Source organism: Streptomyces sp. NPDC059679 (assembly GCF_042734105.1).
Taxonomy (GTDB): domain Bacteria; phylum Actinomycetota; class Actinomycetes; order Streptomycetales; family Streptomycetaceae; genus Streptomyces.
The window spans coordinates 86383-101512 of the sequence record NZ_JBHWES010000027.1; the positions used below are offsets into that span (position 1 = coordinate 86383).

General features: G+C 71.5%; 15 protein-coding genes. 11 read left to right on the forward strand and 4 right to left on the reverse strand.

Annotated elements, in window-relative coordinates; translation table 11 throughout:
• Window positions 1-87: 87 nt before the first annotated feature.
• On the reverse strand, window positions 88-555 hold the full coding sequence (bcp, locus tag ACFV2X_RS27235; protein WP_385621127.1) for a thioredoxin-dependent thiol peroxidase: 468 nt from the start codon (window positions 553-555) through the stop codon (window positions 88-90).
• A gap of 165 nt (window positions 556-720) precedes the next feature.
• Here bcp and ACFV2X_RS27240 point away from each other — a divergent pair, with 165 nt between their 5' ends.
• Both ACFV2X_RS27240 and ACFV2X_RS27245 read left to right on the forward strand, forming a co-directional pair.
• The gene (locus tag ACFV2X_RS27240; RefSeq protein WP_385621130.1) at window positions 721-1041 is read left to right on the forward strand and encodes a DUF3618 domain-containing protein; all 321 of its coding nucleotides are present in this window, start codon (window positions 721-723) and stop codon (window positions 1039-1041) included.
• A 96-nt stretch (window positions 1042-1137) separates the two neighbouring features.
• Complete coding sequence (locus tag ACFV2X_RS27245; protein ID WP_065959991.1) at window positions 1138-1479, forward strand: co-chaperone GroES; 342 nt, start codon at window positions 1138-1140, stop codon at window positions 1477-1479.
• A 104-nt stretch (window positions 1480-1583) separates the two neighbouring features.
• Here the strand turns inward: ACFV2X_RS27245 and ACFV2X_RS27250 are convergent, their stop codons facing one another.
• Complete coding sequence (locus ACFV2X_RS27250; RefSeq protein ID WP_385621134.1) at window positions 1584-3878, reverse strand: transglycosylase domain-containing protein; 2295 nt, start codon at window positions 3876-3878, stop codon at window positions 1584-1586.
• Between the two features lie 288 nt (window positions 3879-4166).
• Here ACFV2X_RS27250 and ACFV2X_RS27255 point away from each other — a divergent pair, with 288 nt between their 5' ends.
• The 4 genes from ACFV2X_RS27255 to ACFV2X_RS27270 all read left to right on the forward strand — a co-directional run bounded on the left by ACFV2X_RS27255 (window position 4167) and on the right by ACFV2X_RS27270 (window position 7932).
• Entirely contained in the window at window positions 4167-5012 is an 846-nt protein-coding gene (locus ACFV2X_RS27255) for an ABC transporter permease (RefSeq protein WP_385621137.1), read from the forward strand.
• Between the two features lie 163 nt (window positions 5013-5175).
• On the forward strand, window positions 5176-5940 hold the full coding sequence (locus ACFV2X_RS27260) for an ABC transporter permease (protein ID WP_385621274.1): 765 nt from the start codon (window positions 5176-5178) through the stop codon (window positions 5938-5940).
• A 63-nt stretch (window positions 5941-6003) separates the two neighbouring features.
• Entirely contained in the window at window positions 6004-7095 is a 1092-nt protein-coding gene (locus tag ACFV2X_RS27265) for an ATP-binding cassette domain-containing protein (protein ID WP_385621140.1), read from the forward strand.
• A gap of 69 nt (window positions 7096-7164) precedes the next feature.
• On the forward strand, window positions 7165-7932 hold the full coding sequence (locus tag ACFV2X_RS27270) for a DUF1707 domain-containing protein (protein ID WP_385621143.1): 768 nt from the start codon (window positions 7165-7167) through the stop codon (window positions 7930-7932).
• Window positions 7933-7965: 33 nt separating this feature from the next.
• On the opposite strand, the gene ACFV2X_RS27275 is transcribed toward ACFV2X_RS27270, so the two are convergent.
• Window positions 7966-9273, reverse strand: coding sequence for an SGNH/GDSL hydrolase family protein (locus ACFV2X_RS27275; RefSeq protein ID WP_385621146.1), 1308 nt, complete (start codon window positions 9271-9273; stop codon window positions 7966-7968).
• Between the two features lie 295 nt (window positions 9274-9568).
• On the opposite strand from ACFV2X_RS27275, the gene ACFV2X_RS27280 reads away from it, so the two are divergent.
• From ACFV2X_RS27280 to ACFV2X_RS27300, 5 genes are all read left to right on the forward strand, one after another.
• Window positions 9569-10906: a DUF445 domain-containing protein gene (locus ACFV2X_RS27280; protein ID WP_385621149.1), complete on the forward strand. Its 1338-nt coding sequence runs from the start codon at window positions 9569-9571 to the stop codon at window positions 10904-10906.
• A gap of 99 nt (window positions 10907-11005) precedes the next feature.
• On the forward strand, window positions 11006-11851 hold the full coding sequence (locus tag ACFV2X_RS27285; protein ID WP_385621151.1) for a class E sortase: 846 nt from the start codon (window positions 11006-11008) through the stop codon (window positions 11849-11851).
• Window positions 11852-11914: 63 nt separating this feature from the next.
• Window positions 11915-12223, forward strand: coding sequence for a DUF6412 domain-containing protein (locus tag ACFV2X_RS27290; protein ID WP_385621153.1), 309 nt, complete (start codon window positions 11915-11917; stop codon window positions 12221-12223).
• 120 nt (window positions 12224-12343) lie between these two features.
• Window positions 12344-13066 (forward strand): YidC/Oxa1 family membrane protein insertase, encoded by a 723-nt coding sequence (locus ACFV2X_RS27295; protein WP_385621156.1) that lies wholly within the window; start codon window positions 12344-12346, stop codon window positions 13064-13066.
• 80 nt (window positions 13067-13146) lie between these two features.
• Window positions 13147-14004 carry a fumarylacetoacetate hydrolase family protein gene (locus tag ACFV2X_RS27300; protein WP_385621159.1) on the forward strand — a complete coding sequence of 286 codons (858 nt, stop codon included), beginning with the start codon at window positions 13147-13149 and terminating at the stop codon, window positions 14002-14004.
• Here ACFV2X_RS27300 and ACFV2X_RS27305 read toward each other — a convergent pair.
• Complete coding sequence (locus ACFV2X_RS27305; protein ID WP_385621162.1) at window positions 13991-15103, reverse strand: Gfo/Idh/MocA family oxidoreductase; 1113 nt, start codon at window positions 15101-15103, stop codon at window positions 13991-13993. The two genes, ACFV2X_RS27300 and ACFV2X_RS27305, sit on opposite strands and share 14 nt — an antisense overlap.
• Window positions 15104-15130 lie beyond the last annotated feature (27 nt).

The following is a 15130-nucleotide window of genomic DNA, read 5'->3' on the forward strand; positions in this document are numbered from 1 at the left end:
TCTTTTTTGTTAATCCGTCCCCGGGGCCGGGGTTGTGGCTGGGGGGGGGGCGGGGGGGGGGGGCCCCGCCCCCCCCGCGCCGGTACGTCAGAGGCCCAGATCCTTGATGATCTTGGCGACATGGCCCGTGGCGCGGACGTTGTACAGGGCGCGCTCGACCTTGCCCTGTTCGTCGACGACGACCGTGGAGCGGATCACGCCGGTGACCGTCTTGCCGTACATCTTCTTCTCGCCGAAGGCGCCGTACGCCTGGAGGATCTCCTTCTCGGGGTCGCCGAGCAGGGTGACCTTCAGGTGCTCCTTGTCGCGGAACTTCGCCAGCTTCTCGGGCTTGTCCGGGGAGATGCCGACCACGTCGTAGCCGTGCTGCGCGAGCAAGTCGAGGTTGTCGGTGAAGTCGCAGGCCTGCTTGGTGCAGCCGGGGGTGAGGGCGGCCGGGTAGAAGTAGACGATCACCTTGCGGCCGGCGTAGTCGGCGAGCGAGACAGGCTTGCCGTCCGCGTTGGGGAGGGTGAAGGCGGGGGCGGTGTCGCCGGGCTGCAGGCGCTCGCTCATGGTGGGGTCTCCTCGTGGCACGGGTGCGTGGCGCGGGTGTAGGGCGCGGGTGTGTACGTGCCCGACATTAGTCAGGTTCCCGATCGGGGGTGCTGTGGGGCATCGGCCAGGGGGAGCTGACAGACTGTCCATCACCGGATCATCGAGAATGACGGAGGCAGCGCGGTGTCGGATGCCAGGACCCCTGCGCAGATCGAGGCGGACATCGCCCGCAGGCGGCAGCAGCTCGCCGTGACGCTCGACGAGATCGGGACGCGGATGCATCCCAAGACCATCGTCGGGGACGCGAAGGCGAAGGCGGTGTCGGTGGTGGACCGGACGGCGGGGCGGGCCTATGTCTCCGTGAACCGCGCGGTCACCGGCGTACGGGCGCAGTTCGTCTCCGAGGAAGGCGTCCCGCGGCTGGAGCGGATCGTTCCGCTGGCGCTCGTGGCGGTGGGCCTCGTCGGGCTGTACGCCATGTCATCGCGGCGTCGCCGTTCGTAGCGAGCGGGGGGCGGTCAAGGGGCGGCCAGGGGCGTTTGGCGGGCTGTGTCCGGCCTGTGCCTCCGGTGCGTCGCCGGGCCAGGTACGGTCAGGGGCGTGAGTACGAACACCTCCCATGACAAGCTGCCCATCCGGATGCTGCACGACCGGGTGCTGGTCCGAACCGACATCCCGGAGGGCGAGCGGCGCTCGACCGGCGGCATCGTCATCCCGGCGACCGCGGCGGTCGGCAGGCGGCTGGCCTGGGCCGAGGTGGTCGCGGTCGGGCAGAACGTGCGGACCGTGGAGCCGGGTGACCGGGTGCTCTACGACCCGGAGGACCGGGCCGAGGTCGAGGTCCGCGGTGTCGCGTATGTGCTGATGCGGGAGCGCGATCTGCACGCGGTCGCGGCCGAGCGGCTTGAGGGGTCCGAGGACTCCACGGGGCTGTATCTCTAGCCGGGTCCTCAGCGGGAGCTCAGGGCCGCGGGGCCGTACGCAGGCATGTGCGAGGGTGGTGACCTTGGTCACCACCCTGCGTGTTTCTGCCCTTTTCCAGGCTCTCAGCCGCCGGCCTCGGGGCCCCCGGGGTCGCCCTGGTCACCCGGGTCGCCGGGATCGGCCGTCGTCGGAGCGTCCGTCGGGACGCCCGTCGGCGCGGTGTACGTGGGCTGGGTCGCCGGGGCCGTCGGCGTGGTGGCGGTGGGCAGGGTCGGGTCGGTGGTCGGGGTGGTCGGAAGCGTGGCGGGCGGGGTGGTGACCTCCGGCGGGGTGGTGACGGCCGGGGCGGTGGTGGTCGGGAGGGTCGGGGTGGTGGTGCCGTCGCCAGGGTTGAGCTCGAACTGGGCCGGGGTGTGTCCCTGGAGCGCGGCGGAGGTGTACGCGGCCCAGATCTCCGTGGGGTAGCCGCCGCCGTTGATACGGGGCAGGCCGGTCGCCCCGTACAGCGACTTCTGCGCCCCGGTGGACGAGTCCTGGCCCATCACGGCCACGACCGTCGCCAGGTCCGGGGTGTACCCCGCGAACCAGGCGGCCTTGTCGTCCTCCGCGGTGCCGGTCTTGCCCGCCGCGGGGTGCCCGGCGGCCTGGGCCGCGGTCGCGGTGCCGCCGTCGACCACGCTCTGCAGGACGGTGGTGGTGGTGTCGGCGGCGGCGCGGGTGACGGCCTGGTCGGTCTTCGGCGACGGGACGTCGATCTGCTGGCCGTCCCTGGTGATCTTTGTGACCAGGGTGTACGGGGTGTGGACGCCGTGGTTGGCGAGGGTGGCGTACGCCTCGGTCATGTCCAGCACACTGGCCGTGGCGACGCCGAGCGCGATGGAGGGGGAGGCGTTCAGGTCCGGGGTGTCCTTGGGGATGCCGAGGGCGATCGCGGTCTGCTTGACCTTGTCCGGGCCGACGTCCTGTGCCATCTGGGCGTACACGGAGTTCACCGACTTGTCGGTGGCCGTGGTGACGTCGATGGAGCCGTAGTCGACGTCGTCCTCGTTGGCCGGGGAGTAGCCGGTGGGCCCTGCGGCCCCGGTGACCTCGCGCTTGTTGGTGCCGTCGTAGATCGTGTCCGGGGTGATCTGCACCCCGCCCTGGGTGGTGGATCCGTTCTGCAGCGCGGAGGTGAACACGAGCGGCTTGAAGGTGGATCCGACCTGGTAGTCGGTGCGGGTCGCGTTGTTGACGAACTGCTTGGTGTAGTCGATGCCGCCGTAGAGGGCGACCACCCTCCCGGTCTTGGGGTCGATCGAGGCGCCGCCCGCCCGGACGTACTTGTCGACCTTGCGGGAGCCACTGAGCTTGTTCATCAGCTTGTCGCGCACCGCGGCGACGAAGGCGTCCTGCTTCTTCCGGTCGATGGTGGTGGTGATCCGGTAGCCGCCGCGGGCCAGGGTCTGCTCGTCGATGATGTTGTTCTTGGTGAGGTACGCCTCGACGGCCTCGATCAGATATCCGCGCTGCCCGGACATGCCCGACTGGGCGGTGACCTTGCCGGGGGCCGGGAAGGTCATCTTGTCGCGGGCGGTCTTGGTCAGCCAGTCCTTCTTGACCATGCCGTCCAGGACGTAGTTCCAGCGGGCCAGCGCCCGGTCCTTGTTCTGCGGGTGGGTGACCACGTCGTAGGCGTTGGGGGCGTTGAGCAGGGTCGCCAGATACGCGCCCTCGCCGAGTTCGAGGTCCTTGGCGTCCTTGCCGTAGTAGGCCTGGGCGGCGGCCTGGATGCCGTAGGCGTTGCGCCCGAAGTAGCTGGTGTTCAGATAGCCCTCGAGGATGTCGTCCTTGCTCACCTCCCGGTCCAGCTTGATCGAGATGAAGAACTCCTTCACCTTCCGGGAGACGGTCTGCTCCTGGTCGAGGTAGTAGTTCTTCACGTACTGCTGGGTGATGGTGGAGCCGGACTGCTTGCCCTTGCCGGTGGCGGTGTTCCAGGCGGCGCGGATCATCGCCTCGGGGTTGATGGCCGACTCGGAGTAGAAGTCCCGGTCCTCGGCCGCGAGCACCGCGTGCTGGGTGTCCTTGGGCACCTGGCTGAGCGGTACGTTCTCCCGGTTGACCTTGCCCTCGCGGGCGAGCGGGGTGCCGTCGGAGTAGAGGAAGACATTGCTCTGGGCGATGGCGATGTCCTTGGCGGCGGGGATGTCGACGAGCAGATAGCCGGTGACCAGGCCGCCCGCGACGAGCAGCACGATCACCAGAAAGCCGCTCAGCACCATCCGCCAGGTGGGGAGCAGCCGGCGCCAGCCGGTGCGCTTCGGGCGGCCCTTTCTGCCTTTGGGGCGGGCGGCCCTGCCGTTGTCGGTGGGGTCGGTGCTGGTGACGTCCGGGCCGCCCATGCCGCCGTCGATCAGTTGGGGCTCGTCGCTCATGTCCTTTGAGACTCCTCGGCCGCCGTCGAGGGTTGCGCCGCGGCGGAATCGTGCACGGTCGGGCGATTGGCCTGGTACGCCCCAGAAAACACTGTCGCATCATCCGTTCCGGGCCGGGGCCGTGGCCCACACCTGTGACACCTCTGTGACCGGCGGAATGGACGATTTCCGCCTTCCAATCGGGTGGTATTCCGCGCTCCATTCGGGCGAATAACGCCTCGCCCTCCCTCCGGCAGCGCCGCTAGGCTCCTGAGCTTTGGTGCCGGGCGGGGAAGGGAGGGGCGGTCCATGCTGCGCGGTCATCCGCGGGGCGGTCATCCGTGGCGCGGTCATTCAAGGCTGTACGCGGCCGTCGCGATGGGCGGGTTCAGGCGCTATGCGACCTATCGGGTCGCCACCGCGGCCGGGGTGTTCACCAATACGGTCTTCGGCTTCATCGTCGCCTACACCTATATCGCCCTGTGGGACCAGCGGCCCCATCTGGGCGGCTACGACCTCTCCCAGGCGTTGACGTTCGTCTGGCTCGGCCAGGCGCTGCTGGCGACCATGGCGCTGATGGGCGGGGGTTTCCAGGAGGAGCTGCAGGAGCGGATCCGCTCCGGCGATATCGCCATCGACCTCTACCGCCCGGTGGATCTTCAGCTGTGGTGGCTGGCGGGGGACCTCGGCCGGGCCACCTTCCAGCTGCTGGGGCGCGGGATCATGCCCATGGTGTTCGGCGCGCTGGCCTTCGAGCTGACCCTGCCCGGCTCCGCGCTGACCTGGGTCTGGTTCGTGCTGTCGGTCGTCCTGGGGTCGTGTGTCGGCTTCGCGATGCACTATCTGGTCGGGCTCACCGCCTTCTGGCTGCTCGACAGTTCGGGGATCACCCTGATGAGCAGTCTGCTGGGGTTGTTCTTCTCCGGGATGATCCTCCCGCTGAACGTCTTCCCGGGCGCGCTGGGCGAGGTGGCCCGGCTGCTGCCGTGGGCGGCGATGCTGCAGGTGCCCGCGGATGTCTTCCTGGAGGAGCACCGCGGGCTCGGGCTGCTGCGGGCGCTGGCCTTCCAGACGGGGTGGGCGGTCGTGCTGTTCGCGGCGGGGCGGGCGCTGCAGTCCGTCGCGACGCGGAGGGTGGTGGTGCAGGGTGGCTGAGCCGCTACGCTCCGGCGCCGACGCTGAGCCCCTTCGCTCCGGCGCGTACGGTGAGCGGCTGCGCTCCGGCGCGTACGGTGAGTCGCTGCCCTTCCAGGCGTACGCTGAGCCGCTTCGTTCCCGCGCGTACCACGGGCTGCGCGCCTACCTGCTGATCATCGCGATGTGGGTGCGCTCCACGATGGCGTACCGCACCTCGTTCCTGATCATGACGATCGGGAACTTCCTTGCGACCGGGCTCGACTTCGTCGTGATCGCGCTGATGTTCTCGCACGTCGGCACGCTGGGCGGGTTCAGCCTGTCCGAGGTGGCCTTCCTCTATGGCACCACCAGCACCTCCTTCGGCCTCATGGACATGACCCTGGGCAGCATGAACCGGGTCGGCCGCCGGGTCCGCGACGGGACGATGGACACCCTGCTGGTGCGGCCCGTGCCGATCCTCGCGCAGGTGGCCGCCGACCGTTTCGCGCTGCGCAGGCTGGGCCGGATCTGCCAGGGGCTGCTGCTGCTCATCTGGTCGCTGATCCGGCTGGACATCGACTGGACGGCCGACCGGGTGCTGCTGGTGCCGGTGATGCTGCTGAGCGGGGGAGCGATCTTCGGGGCGATGTTCGTGGCCGGCGGGGCCTTCCAGTTCTGGGCGAACGACGCCTCCGAGGTGCAGAACTCCTTCACCTACGGCGGCAACACCCTGCTCCAGTACCCGCCGACGGTCTTCGCACAGGACTTGCTGCGCGGGGTCACCTTCGTCATCCCGCTGGCCTTCGTCAACTGGCTGCCCGCGCTGCACATCCTGGGCCGGGAGAACCCGCTGTCCCTGCCGAGCTGGATCGGCTTCGCCGCCCCGCTGGTCGCGCTGGGCTGCTGCGCGCTGGCCGGGCTGGCCTGGCGGGCGGGGCTGCGGTCGTATCGGAGCACGGGCAGCTGAGAGGGCTGGGGCTTTATGGGTGACATCAACGCTGACTTGAAAGACGGCTTCACGGACGGCTTCATGAACGACTTCGCTGATGACTTCATCGTGCTCGACGGGGTCGAGAAGGTCTTCCAGGTGCGGCGCCGGGCCGGGCTGCTGCGCCGTGAGCGGCGCGAGGTGCGCGCCGTGGACGGCATCAGCTTCCGGGTGCCGCGCGGCGAGATGGTCGGCTACATCGGGCCCAACGGCGCCGGGAAGTCGACCACGATCAAGATGCTCACCGGGATCCTGGTGCCCAGCGGCGGCCGGCTGCGGGTGGCCGGGATCGATCCGTCGCGCGAGCGGACGCGGCTGGCGCGCCGTATCGGGGTGGTCTTCGGGCAGCGTACGACCCTGTGGTGGGATCTGCCGCTGCGTGACTCGTACGCGCTGGTGCGGCGGATGTACCGGATCCCCGACGCCCGGTACCGCCAGAACCTCGACCGGTGCGTCGAACTCCTCGACCTCGGCGCGCTCCTGGACGTACCGGTCCGTCAGCTCTCCCTGGGCCAGCGGATGCGCGGCGATATCGCGGCGGCGCTGCTGCACGACCCGGAGGTGCTGTATCTCGACGAGCCGACGATCGGTCTTGATGTGGTCAGCAAGGCGAAGGTGCGGGAGTTCCTGCGCGAGGTGAACGCCGAGCAGGGCACCACCGTGCTGCTGACCACCCATGATCTGACCGATATCGAACAGCTGTGCAAGCGGGTGATGGTCATCGACCACGGGCGGCTGGTGTACGACGGCGGGCTCGAGGGGCTGCACGCGGTGGGCGAGAGCGAGCGGACGCTCGTCGTCGACCTGGAGCGGGAGCTGCCGCCGATCGAGATCCCCGGTTCGCGGACGGTACGGGTGGAAGGGCCGCGGCAGTGGCTGGCGTTCCCGGCCGGAAGCAGCGCCGCGCCGATCGTCGCGGCGGTGGCTGACGGATATCCGCTGGTTGACCTGTCGGTGCGGGAGCCGGACATCGAGGACGTCATCGCCAAGATGCTGTATCCGGCGGGGAGCGCGCAGGCGGCGGAAGCAGCGGCGGAGGAGCGGAGGGAGCCGGATGCGGAAGGAGCGGCGGAGGGGGAGGGAGAGGCGGAGCAGGAGGGCAAGTCCGCGCGTCCGTCGGCCGACCCGGTCTGAAGGGGCGTGGGCCGCACGGCCTTACGCCGTTAACCTGTCCGTATGACGAGCGGTGCATCCTCGGGGGATATGACACCCGAACCTCAGGCCGGGCTGGAGATGCGGGCCTCGGACGCCGAGCGCGAGCGGATCGCCGACGCGCTCCGGGACGGCGTTGCCGAAGGACGCCTCACCATGGAGGAGTTCGAGGAGCGGCTGGACGCGGCGTACCGGGCCCGGACCCATGCCGAACTCGAACCGCTCGTACGGGACCTCCCGGTGCCCGGCCGTCCGGCCGCCGCCCCCGTGCCCGCGGCCGAGGGCGGCTGGGCGGAGCGGATCGGCGCCACGCCGACCTCCCGGACCGGGATCGCGGTCATGGGCGGCTTTCAGCGCAAGGGCCGCTGGACCGTGCCGCGCCGCTTCACCTCTTTCGTCTTCTGGGGCGGTGGGGAGATCGATCTGCGCGAGGCCCGCTTCGAGGACCGCGATACGGTGATCCGCTGCTTCGCGATCATGGGCGGGATTCAGGTCACGGCCCCGCCGGACATGGATGTGCAGGTCGGCGGCGTCGGCATCATGGGCGCCTTCGACCACAGCGGCTCCGGTGAGGGCTCGCCGGGCTCGCCGCGGGTGACCGTCACCGGCCTGGCGCTCTTCGGCGGTGTGGCGGTGGAGCGCAAGCTGCGCAAGGAGGAGCGCAAACGGCTCCAGGCCGAGCGCCACGCCGAGCGGCGGGAGCTGCGGGCCGAGCGCCACGCGGAACGCAGGGAGCGCCACGCGGAGCGCCATGCGGATCGGCGCGAGCGGCGTGGGTCGGCGAAGCGCCCGTCCCTGGAGAAGCGCGACTGGGACTGAGCCGGTCGACTGAAGACTGAGCCGGTCGGTCGGCTAGAGGGCGGCCGCCGCGCCGCCCTTGAGGGCCTGGAGGTCCAGTGCCCGCGCCATCGCCCGGTAGCCCTCGTCGCTCGGGTGGAGGTGGTCGCCCGAGTCGTACGACGGGCGCAGCCGGATCGGGTACATCGAGTCGCGCAGCGCGTGGTCGAAGTCGACCACGTCGTCGAAGACCTTGCCCGCCCGGATCTCCGTGTTGACCTGCTGGCGCACGGCGTCCAGCTCGGGGGTGTAGCCGCGGTGGCCGTAGAAGGGCGCCAGGGTGGCGCCGATGACGCGCAGCCCGCGTGCGTGCGCCTGCTCGGTCAGCCGGCGCAGCCCGGCGACGATGGCGTCAGGGTCGGTCTGGTGCGGGGTCCGCAGTATGTCGTTGACGCCCAGCTCGACGACGACGGCCTTGACGCCCGTACGGGAGAGCACGTCGCGCCGGAAGCGGGACAGCGCGCTGGGGTTGTTCGGCGGGACCTGGGTGCCGTCGCTCAGCACGCGGTTGCCGCTGATGCCCGAGTTGAGCACGCTGTAGCGGGGCGCGCCGGGCTCGGTGCGCAGCCGCTCGGCGAGGAAGTCGGTCCAGCGGTGGTTGGCCCCGGCGGTGGAGGTGATGCCGTCGGTGATGGAGTCGCCGATGACGACGACGGTGCCCTGCGCCTCCCTGCTGAACACGTCCACGGCGGTCAGATAGCGCCAGTAGGGGCTCTGCTCGGTGTAGGCGGCCCCGGCGGTGTCCTCCGTACGGTCGCCGCGCGCCAGGTAGGAGGTCTGGCGGGCGTGCGGGTGATAGGTCACCGAGCCGGAGGCGCGCGGGGCGTAGGTGGTCACCAGCAGGTCGGCGGCGGCCGGGATGTCCAGCCGCACCGGGTCGCTGGTGACGGCCTGACCCGGCGGGATGGTCACCCAAGGGCGCTCGGCGAAGGTGAGGCGGCGCATCGTGCCCGCGGCGGCGGTGGGGTTGCTGGGGGCGGCCGCCAGGGCCAGCGAGGCGTGCGTGATCGTCAGCGGGCGGGCGCTGTAGAAGTTGGACAGCTGGATACGCGCCTGGCTGCCGCCGATGCTGGTGTGGACGACGTTCCGTATCGACATGCCGGCGTAGCCCCGCAGCGTGTTCGGCTCGGCAGCCGCGGCGGACGTGGACCAGGTGCCCACCCAGGTGCCGGCCGAGGCCGGGGCGGCCGAGCTACGGGGCTTGCCGGCAGCGGTGTCGATGTTGCCGTCGCTGTTGCCGACCCCGATGAATATCGCGGTCGAGACGAGGACCACCACAGCCGCCAGCGCAGCGAGCACGGCATAGGCCGTGCGTCTGGGCATAGGGGGCACGCTCATGGGCGGGTGTCTCCTCGGGCAGACGGAACTTGGGGCTCCGAAAGTGGACGTGAACTGCGAGAGAGCAGCGGCGTCGCTGCGGTCCGGTCGGCTCACCATGATCCCATGGCGCGGTACGCGGTGCTTCCGGCGGGGCCGCAGGCCTGCCTCCGGCGCACAGGGTCGCTCGCCCACTCAGACGATGGGAACCGCCCGTACGTTCCACTCCATAGGCGACGGAATCCGGACTGAGACAGGAAAGAGACAATGACCGAGGGGACGGCTCGACCGGGTGGAGCGAATGGACCGGATGAACCCGATGGAACGGACGCCGATGGGTGAGGCGGTGCCGCCGGCTGCGGCCGCGAGGGCCGCTTTCTCCTCGGAGACCGCGCTGGACGTGGAGAAGCGCCGCGGCGTGCGCCGGATGAAGACGATCGCGACGGCGCTGCTGCTGGCCGTCGCCGTCGTGTACGCGCTGGCGACCTGGGCGCGGTCGGCCGGCGCGGGCGGCTGGGCCGGGTACGCGGCGGCGGCCGCCGAGGCCGGGATGGTCGGCGCCCTGGCCGACTGGTTCGCGGTGACCGCGCTGTTCCGGCGGCCCATGGGGCTGCCGATCCCGCACACCGCGATCATCCCGACCAAGAAGGACCAGCTGGGGGTGAGCCTCGGCGAGTTCGTCGGCGAGAACTTCCTGTCCGGCGGTGTGGTGCGGATGCGGCTGCGGGCCGTCGGCATCAGCAGCAGGCTGGGCGCCTGGCTGGCCGAGCCCGCCCACGCCGACCGGGTGACGGCCGAGCTGGCGACGGCCCTGCGCGGCGCGCTCACGGTGCTGCGCGACTCCGACGTCCAGGCCGTGGTGGGCGAGGCGATCACCCGGCGCGCCGACGCACAGGAGATCGCGCCGGGCCTCGGCAAGATGCTGGAGCGGATCGTCGCGGACGGCGGGCACCATCGGGCCGTGGATCTGGTGTGTCTGCGCGCCCACGACTGGCTCGTCGAGCACAACGAGTCGGTGATGGAGGCGGTGGCGGGCGGCGCGCCCGGCTGGACCCCGCGGTTCGTCGACCGGAAGGTCGGCGAACGGGTCTACAAGGAACTGCTGCGGTTCGTCAGCGAGATGCGCGATATGCCGGATCATCCGGCGCGCGGGGCCCTGGACCGCTTCCTGGCCGACTTCGCGGGCGAGCTGCAGTCCGATACGGACACCCGGGCGCGGGTGGAGCGCCTGAAGGGGGAGGTGCTGGGGCGGGGCGAGGTGCAGGATCTGATCGCCTCGGCGTGGGCCTCCGTACGGGCGATGATCGTCGCGGCGGCCGAGGACGAGCGCAGCGAACTGCGGCTGCGGGCGCGGGCGGCGATCCTCTCGCTCGGCTCGCGGCTGGCCACGGAGGGGCGGCTGCGGGCGAAGGTCGACGGGTGGCTGGAGGACGCGGCGGTGTATGTGGTCACCACCTACCGGGACGAGATCACCTCGCTGATCACCGAGACCGTGGCGGGCTGGGACGCGGAGCACACCTCGCGGAAGATCGAGGCGCATATCGGGCGGGACCTGCAGTTCATCCGGATCAACGGCACGGTCGTGGGCGCGCTGGCGGGGCTGGTGATCTATTCGGTCTCGCGGCTGCTGGGCGCGTAGCGGTTCTGGGCGCTCAACGGTTCTGGAGAGTGCGGGCCGCAGGGCCTATGGTGCCCCGACCGGAGGGGGCTTGGCGGGAGGCCCCGGAGGGAGGTCGGCGTGCGACGGCAGCGGTTACCGGTGGTCGTACGGGGGCGCGTACGGGGGCGGCGCCCGCGGCGGGCGGTCCTGGCGCGGGTCCTGTGGACCGGCGCGGAGATCACCGTCACTCTCGGGCTCGTCATGCTGCTCTTCGTCGTCCATCAGCTGTGGTGGACCAACCGGCAGGCGCGGGAGGGCGCCAAACGGGAAGTGGCGGCGCTGGAGCGGGAGTGGAACGACGGGGCGGGGGCCGGGGACGGCTCGGCCGAGGACCCGTCAGGGGGTGACTCAGCCCAGGATTCGTCAGGGGGTGACTCCGGGGAATCCGGCCCCGACTCGGACCGCGCCACGGCCCGTAACTCCCCGGCGGCGTCCGGGAGCCGGGCCCCGCGCCGGGACCAGACGTACGCCGTGCTGCGCATCCCCCGTATCGGGCTGACCGCCCCGGTGGCCGAGGGCATCAGCAGGGCCGGGGTGCTCAACAAGGGGTACGTGGGGCACTACCCGAAGACCGCGCTCCCCGGCCAGGTGGGCAACTTCGCGCTCGCGGGCCATCGCAATACGCACGGCGAGCCGTTCCGCCACCTTGACGAGGTGCGGCCGGGCGATACGGTCCGCGTCGAGACCGCCGACGGCCGCTACACCTATGTCGTCGAGCGGACCCTGCCGCGCACCTCGCCCTCGGACGGCACGGTCGTCGCGGCGGTGCCGTACAGCTCGGCGCATCCGCGCTACCGCTACACCGAGCGGGGCTCGTACATCACGCTGACGACCTGCACCCCGGAGTACACCTCGCGGTACCGGCTGGTGGTGTGGGGCAGGCTGAAGGCGGCCGAGCCGCGCGCTGTCGGTGGCGGCGACTAGACTCGCGTACGAACGGATCAGCTGGGCAAGGGCGTTGTGCGCGTCATGGGGAGGGGGAGCCTGATGGTCCACCGCATCGAAGTGCTGCGGACGCACCTCGGCGTGCTCCTGTTCCTGCTGACCGGAGCCCTCCTCACCCACACCGGCCTGATGAGCGCCGTCGCGCTCGCCGCGACCGCCGCGATCGCGGCCGCCCTGCTGACCTGCGCGCTGCTGGCCGCGCGCGCTCTCGCCCCGCTTCCGCCGGGGCGAATACGCACCGCGATACGGGACAGGGAGCGCCGTACGGCGTTCCTGGCCCAGCGGGATCCCGACGCCGCGGGCCGGCCGCGGCCGCGAGCGCCGGGCCGTCGCCTGCCGACGGCCGCGTAGGCGCTCCGCTCCCGTAGCTTCATCAGCTTCATCGCTGGAGCCCACGTGGCTCGTCACGCCGACTCACCGAATCCGGCATCGGATTCCGGCACCACGACGAGACCCGTGGAGGGCTTTCCCATGTCTGTTTTCGCCGCGCTGGGCACGCTGCTCAGCTGGTTCGCCGACTGTCTCGCACCGCTGTTCGGGGCGTCCGCGACGGCCGCCGCGATCGTCCTGTTCACGCTGTGCGTGCGCGCCGCGCTCCATCCGCTCGCCCGCGCGGCCGTGCGCGGCGAGAAGGCGCGCTCCGCGCTCGCGCCGAAGCTGGCCGAACTGAACCGCCGTCACAAGCGCGACCCCGAGCGGCTGCGGCGCGCGATGGCCGAGCTGTACCAGAAGGAGTCGGTCTCCCCGGTCGCGGGCTGCCTGCCGACGCTCGTTCAGCTGCCCGTCTTCTTCGTCATGTACCACCTGTTCTCCACCGGCAGCGGCGCCGGGGACCTGCTGGACCACACCCTGGCGGGTGCCCCGCTGGGCGGCCGGTGGGGCGGGGACCTGGCCGGGCCGCACGGGGCGGTCTACCTCGCCCTGTTCGCGCTGATCGCGGCGGTGGCGGGCTGGACGTACATACGCGCCCGCAAGGCTGCCGTCGGCCGCCCGGCCCCCGCGGGGGTCCCGGCGGGGGCGGCCAAGCTGCTGCCCCTGATGTCGTTCGGCACGGTGGTCACCGCCGCCGTGGTGCCGCTGGCGGCGGGGCTCTACCTGGCGACCAGCACGACCTGGACGGCGGTCGAGCGGGCCCTGCTCCAGCGCACGGGCCGGGAGGAGAAGGCCAAAGGGGCCGCGCGGTCCAGTGGATGAACGGAGTCTTGCGGACTGGACGCCGCTCTTGTGAGGATCGATCAGCCAGGGCCGCCCCTCGATTTACGGGAGTCATCAGAATGAAGCTGCTGCGTGTCGGACCTGCGGGGGCGGAGCGCCCGGCGGTACTCGATGAGTCGGGTACCCCGCGCGATCTGTCGGGCCTGGTCAAGGACATCGACGGGGCCCTGCTCAGCGACGAGGCGGCGCTCGCCGGGATCCGTGCGGCGCTCGTGTCGGGGGAACTGCCCGCGCTGGACGCCACCGACTCCCGGATCGGCCCGCCGCTGGGCCGGATCGGCAAGATCGTGTGCATCGGGCTGAACTACCACGACCACGCCACGGAGACCGGCGCCGCGATCCCCGAGGAGCCGATCCTCTTCATGAAGGCCCCGGACACCGTCGTCGGCCCCGATGACACGGTCCTGGTGCCGCGCGGCAGCGAGAAGACCGACTGGGAGGTGGAGCTGGCCGTCGTCATCGGGCGTACGGCCCGCTACCTGGAATCCGACGAGGAGGCCCTCGCCTCGGTCGCGGGCTACGCCGTCGCCCACGACGTCTCGGAGCGGGCGTTCCAGATCGAGCGCGGCGGCCAGTGGGACAAGGGCAAGAACTGCGAGACGTTCAACCCGCTCGGCCCCTGGCTGGTCACCGCCGACGAGATCTCCGACCCTCAGGCGCTGGCCTTGCGCCTGTGGGTCAACGGCGAGCTCAAGCAGGACGGCACCACGGCGGACCAGATCTTCCCGGTGGCCCAGGTGGTCCGCTACCTGAGCCAGTTCATGACCCTCTACCCGGGCGATGTCATCAACACCGGCACCCCGGCGGGCGTGGCCCTGGGGCGGCCCGAGCCCAAGCCGTATCTGCGGGCCGGGGACGTCGTCGAGCTGGAGATCGACGGGCTGGGGCGGCAGCGCCAGGAGTTCAAGGACGCGTGATCCGGACCGTCCGGCCCTCCGCCGCCGACGTGCGGGCCGCCTCCAGGACCCGGAGGGCGGCCGCGGCCTCGGCGGCGGTGACCGGCGGGGCGCCGCCGTCGCGGAGCGCGGTGGCGATGGCGCGGTAGTAGGCCGGGTAGTCGCCCGGGAGGGTGGGTACGGGCACGCCGCCGCCGCTCAGGGGCGACTCGCCCGCGCCCAGCCGGCCCCAGGCGGCTTCGGGTTCGGCGCCCCAGGGCGCGCCGCCGTCCGCACCGGGGCGCAGGCCCTCGCGGAGGGCGGCCTCCTGCGGGTCGAGGCCGTACTTCACATAGCCCGCCTGGCTGCCCAGCACCCGGAAGCGCGGGCCCAGCTGCGCGGTGATCGCGCTCATCCACAGATGGGAGCGGACGCCGCTCGCATGGGTGAGGGCGATGAAGGTGTCGTCGTCGGTGCGGGCGCCCGGGCGGCGCACCTCGACCTCGGCGTAGACGGAGGTGGCCGGCCCGAAGAGGGTGAGGGCCTGGTCGACGAGGTGGCTGCCCAGGTCGTACAGCAGCCCGCCGACCTCAGCCGGGTCGCCGGACTCGCGCCAGCCGCCCTTGAGCTGGGGGCGCCAGCGCTCGAAGCGGGACTCGAAGCGCTGCACCTCGCCGAGCGCGCCCTCGGCGAGCAGCTTGTGCAGAGTGCGAAAGTCGTTGTCCCAGCGGCGGTTCTGGAAGACGCTCAGCAGCAGACCGCGGCGGTCGGCGAGCTCGGCCAGCTCCTCTGCCTCGGCGGCGGTCGCGGCGAGCGGCTTGTCGACGACGACCGGCAGCCCGGCCTCCAGGGCGGCGCGCGCGAGGGGGACGTGGGTGCGGTTGGGGGAGGCGATGACGACCAGGTCCAGCTCGCCGGCGCGCGCCCACAGCTCATCGGCGGAGACGGCGAGGCGCACCCCCGGGTACTCCTCGGCGGCCTGCCGCTGCCGCTCCGGGCTGGAGGTGACCACGGTGTCGAGGACGAGGCCGTCCGTGGCGGCGATCAGGGGCGCGTGGAAGACGGAGCCCGCCAGACCGAAGCCGATGAGGGCGACGCGTACGGGGGTGGAGCCAGGGGTGCCGGTGCCGGTGTCAGCCATGGAACCACTTTGACAACACTGTTGCGG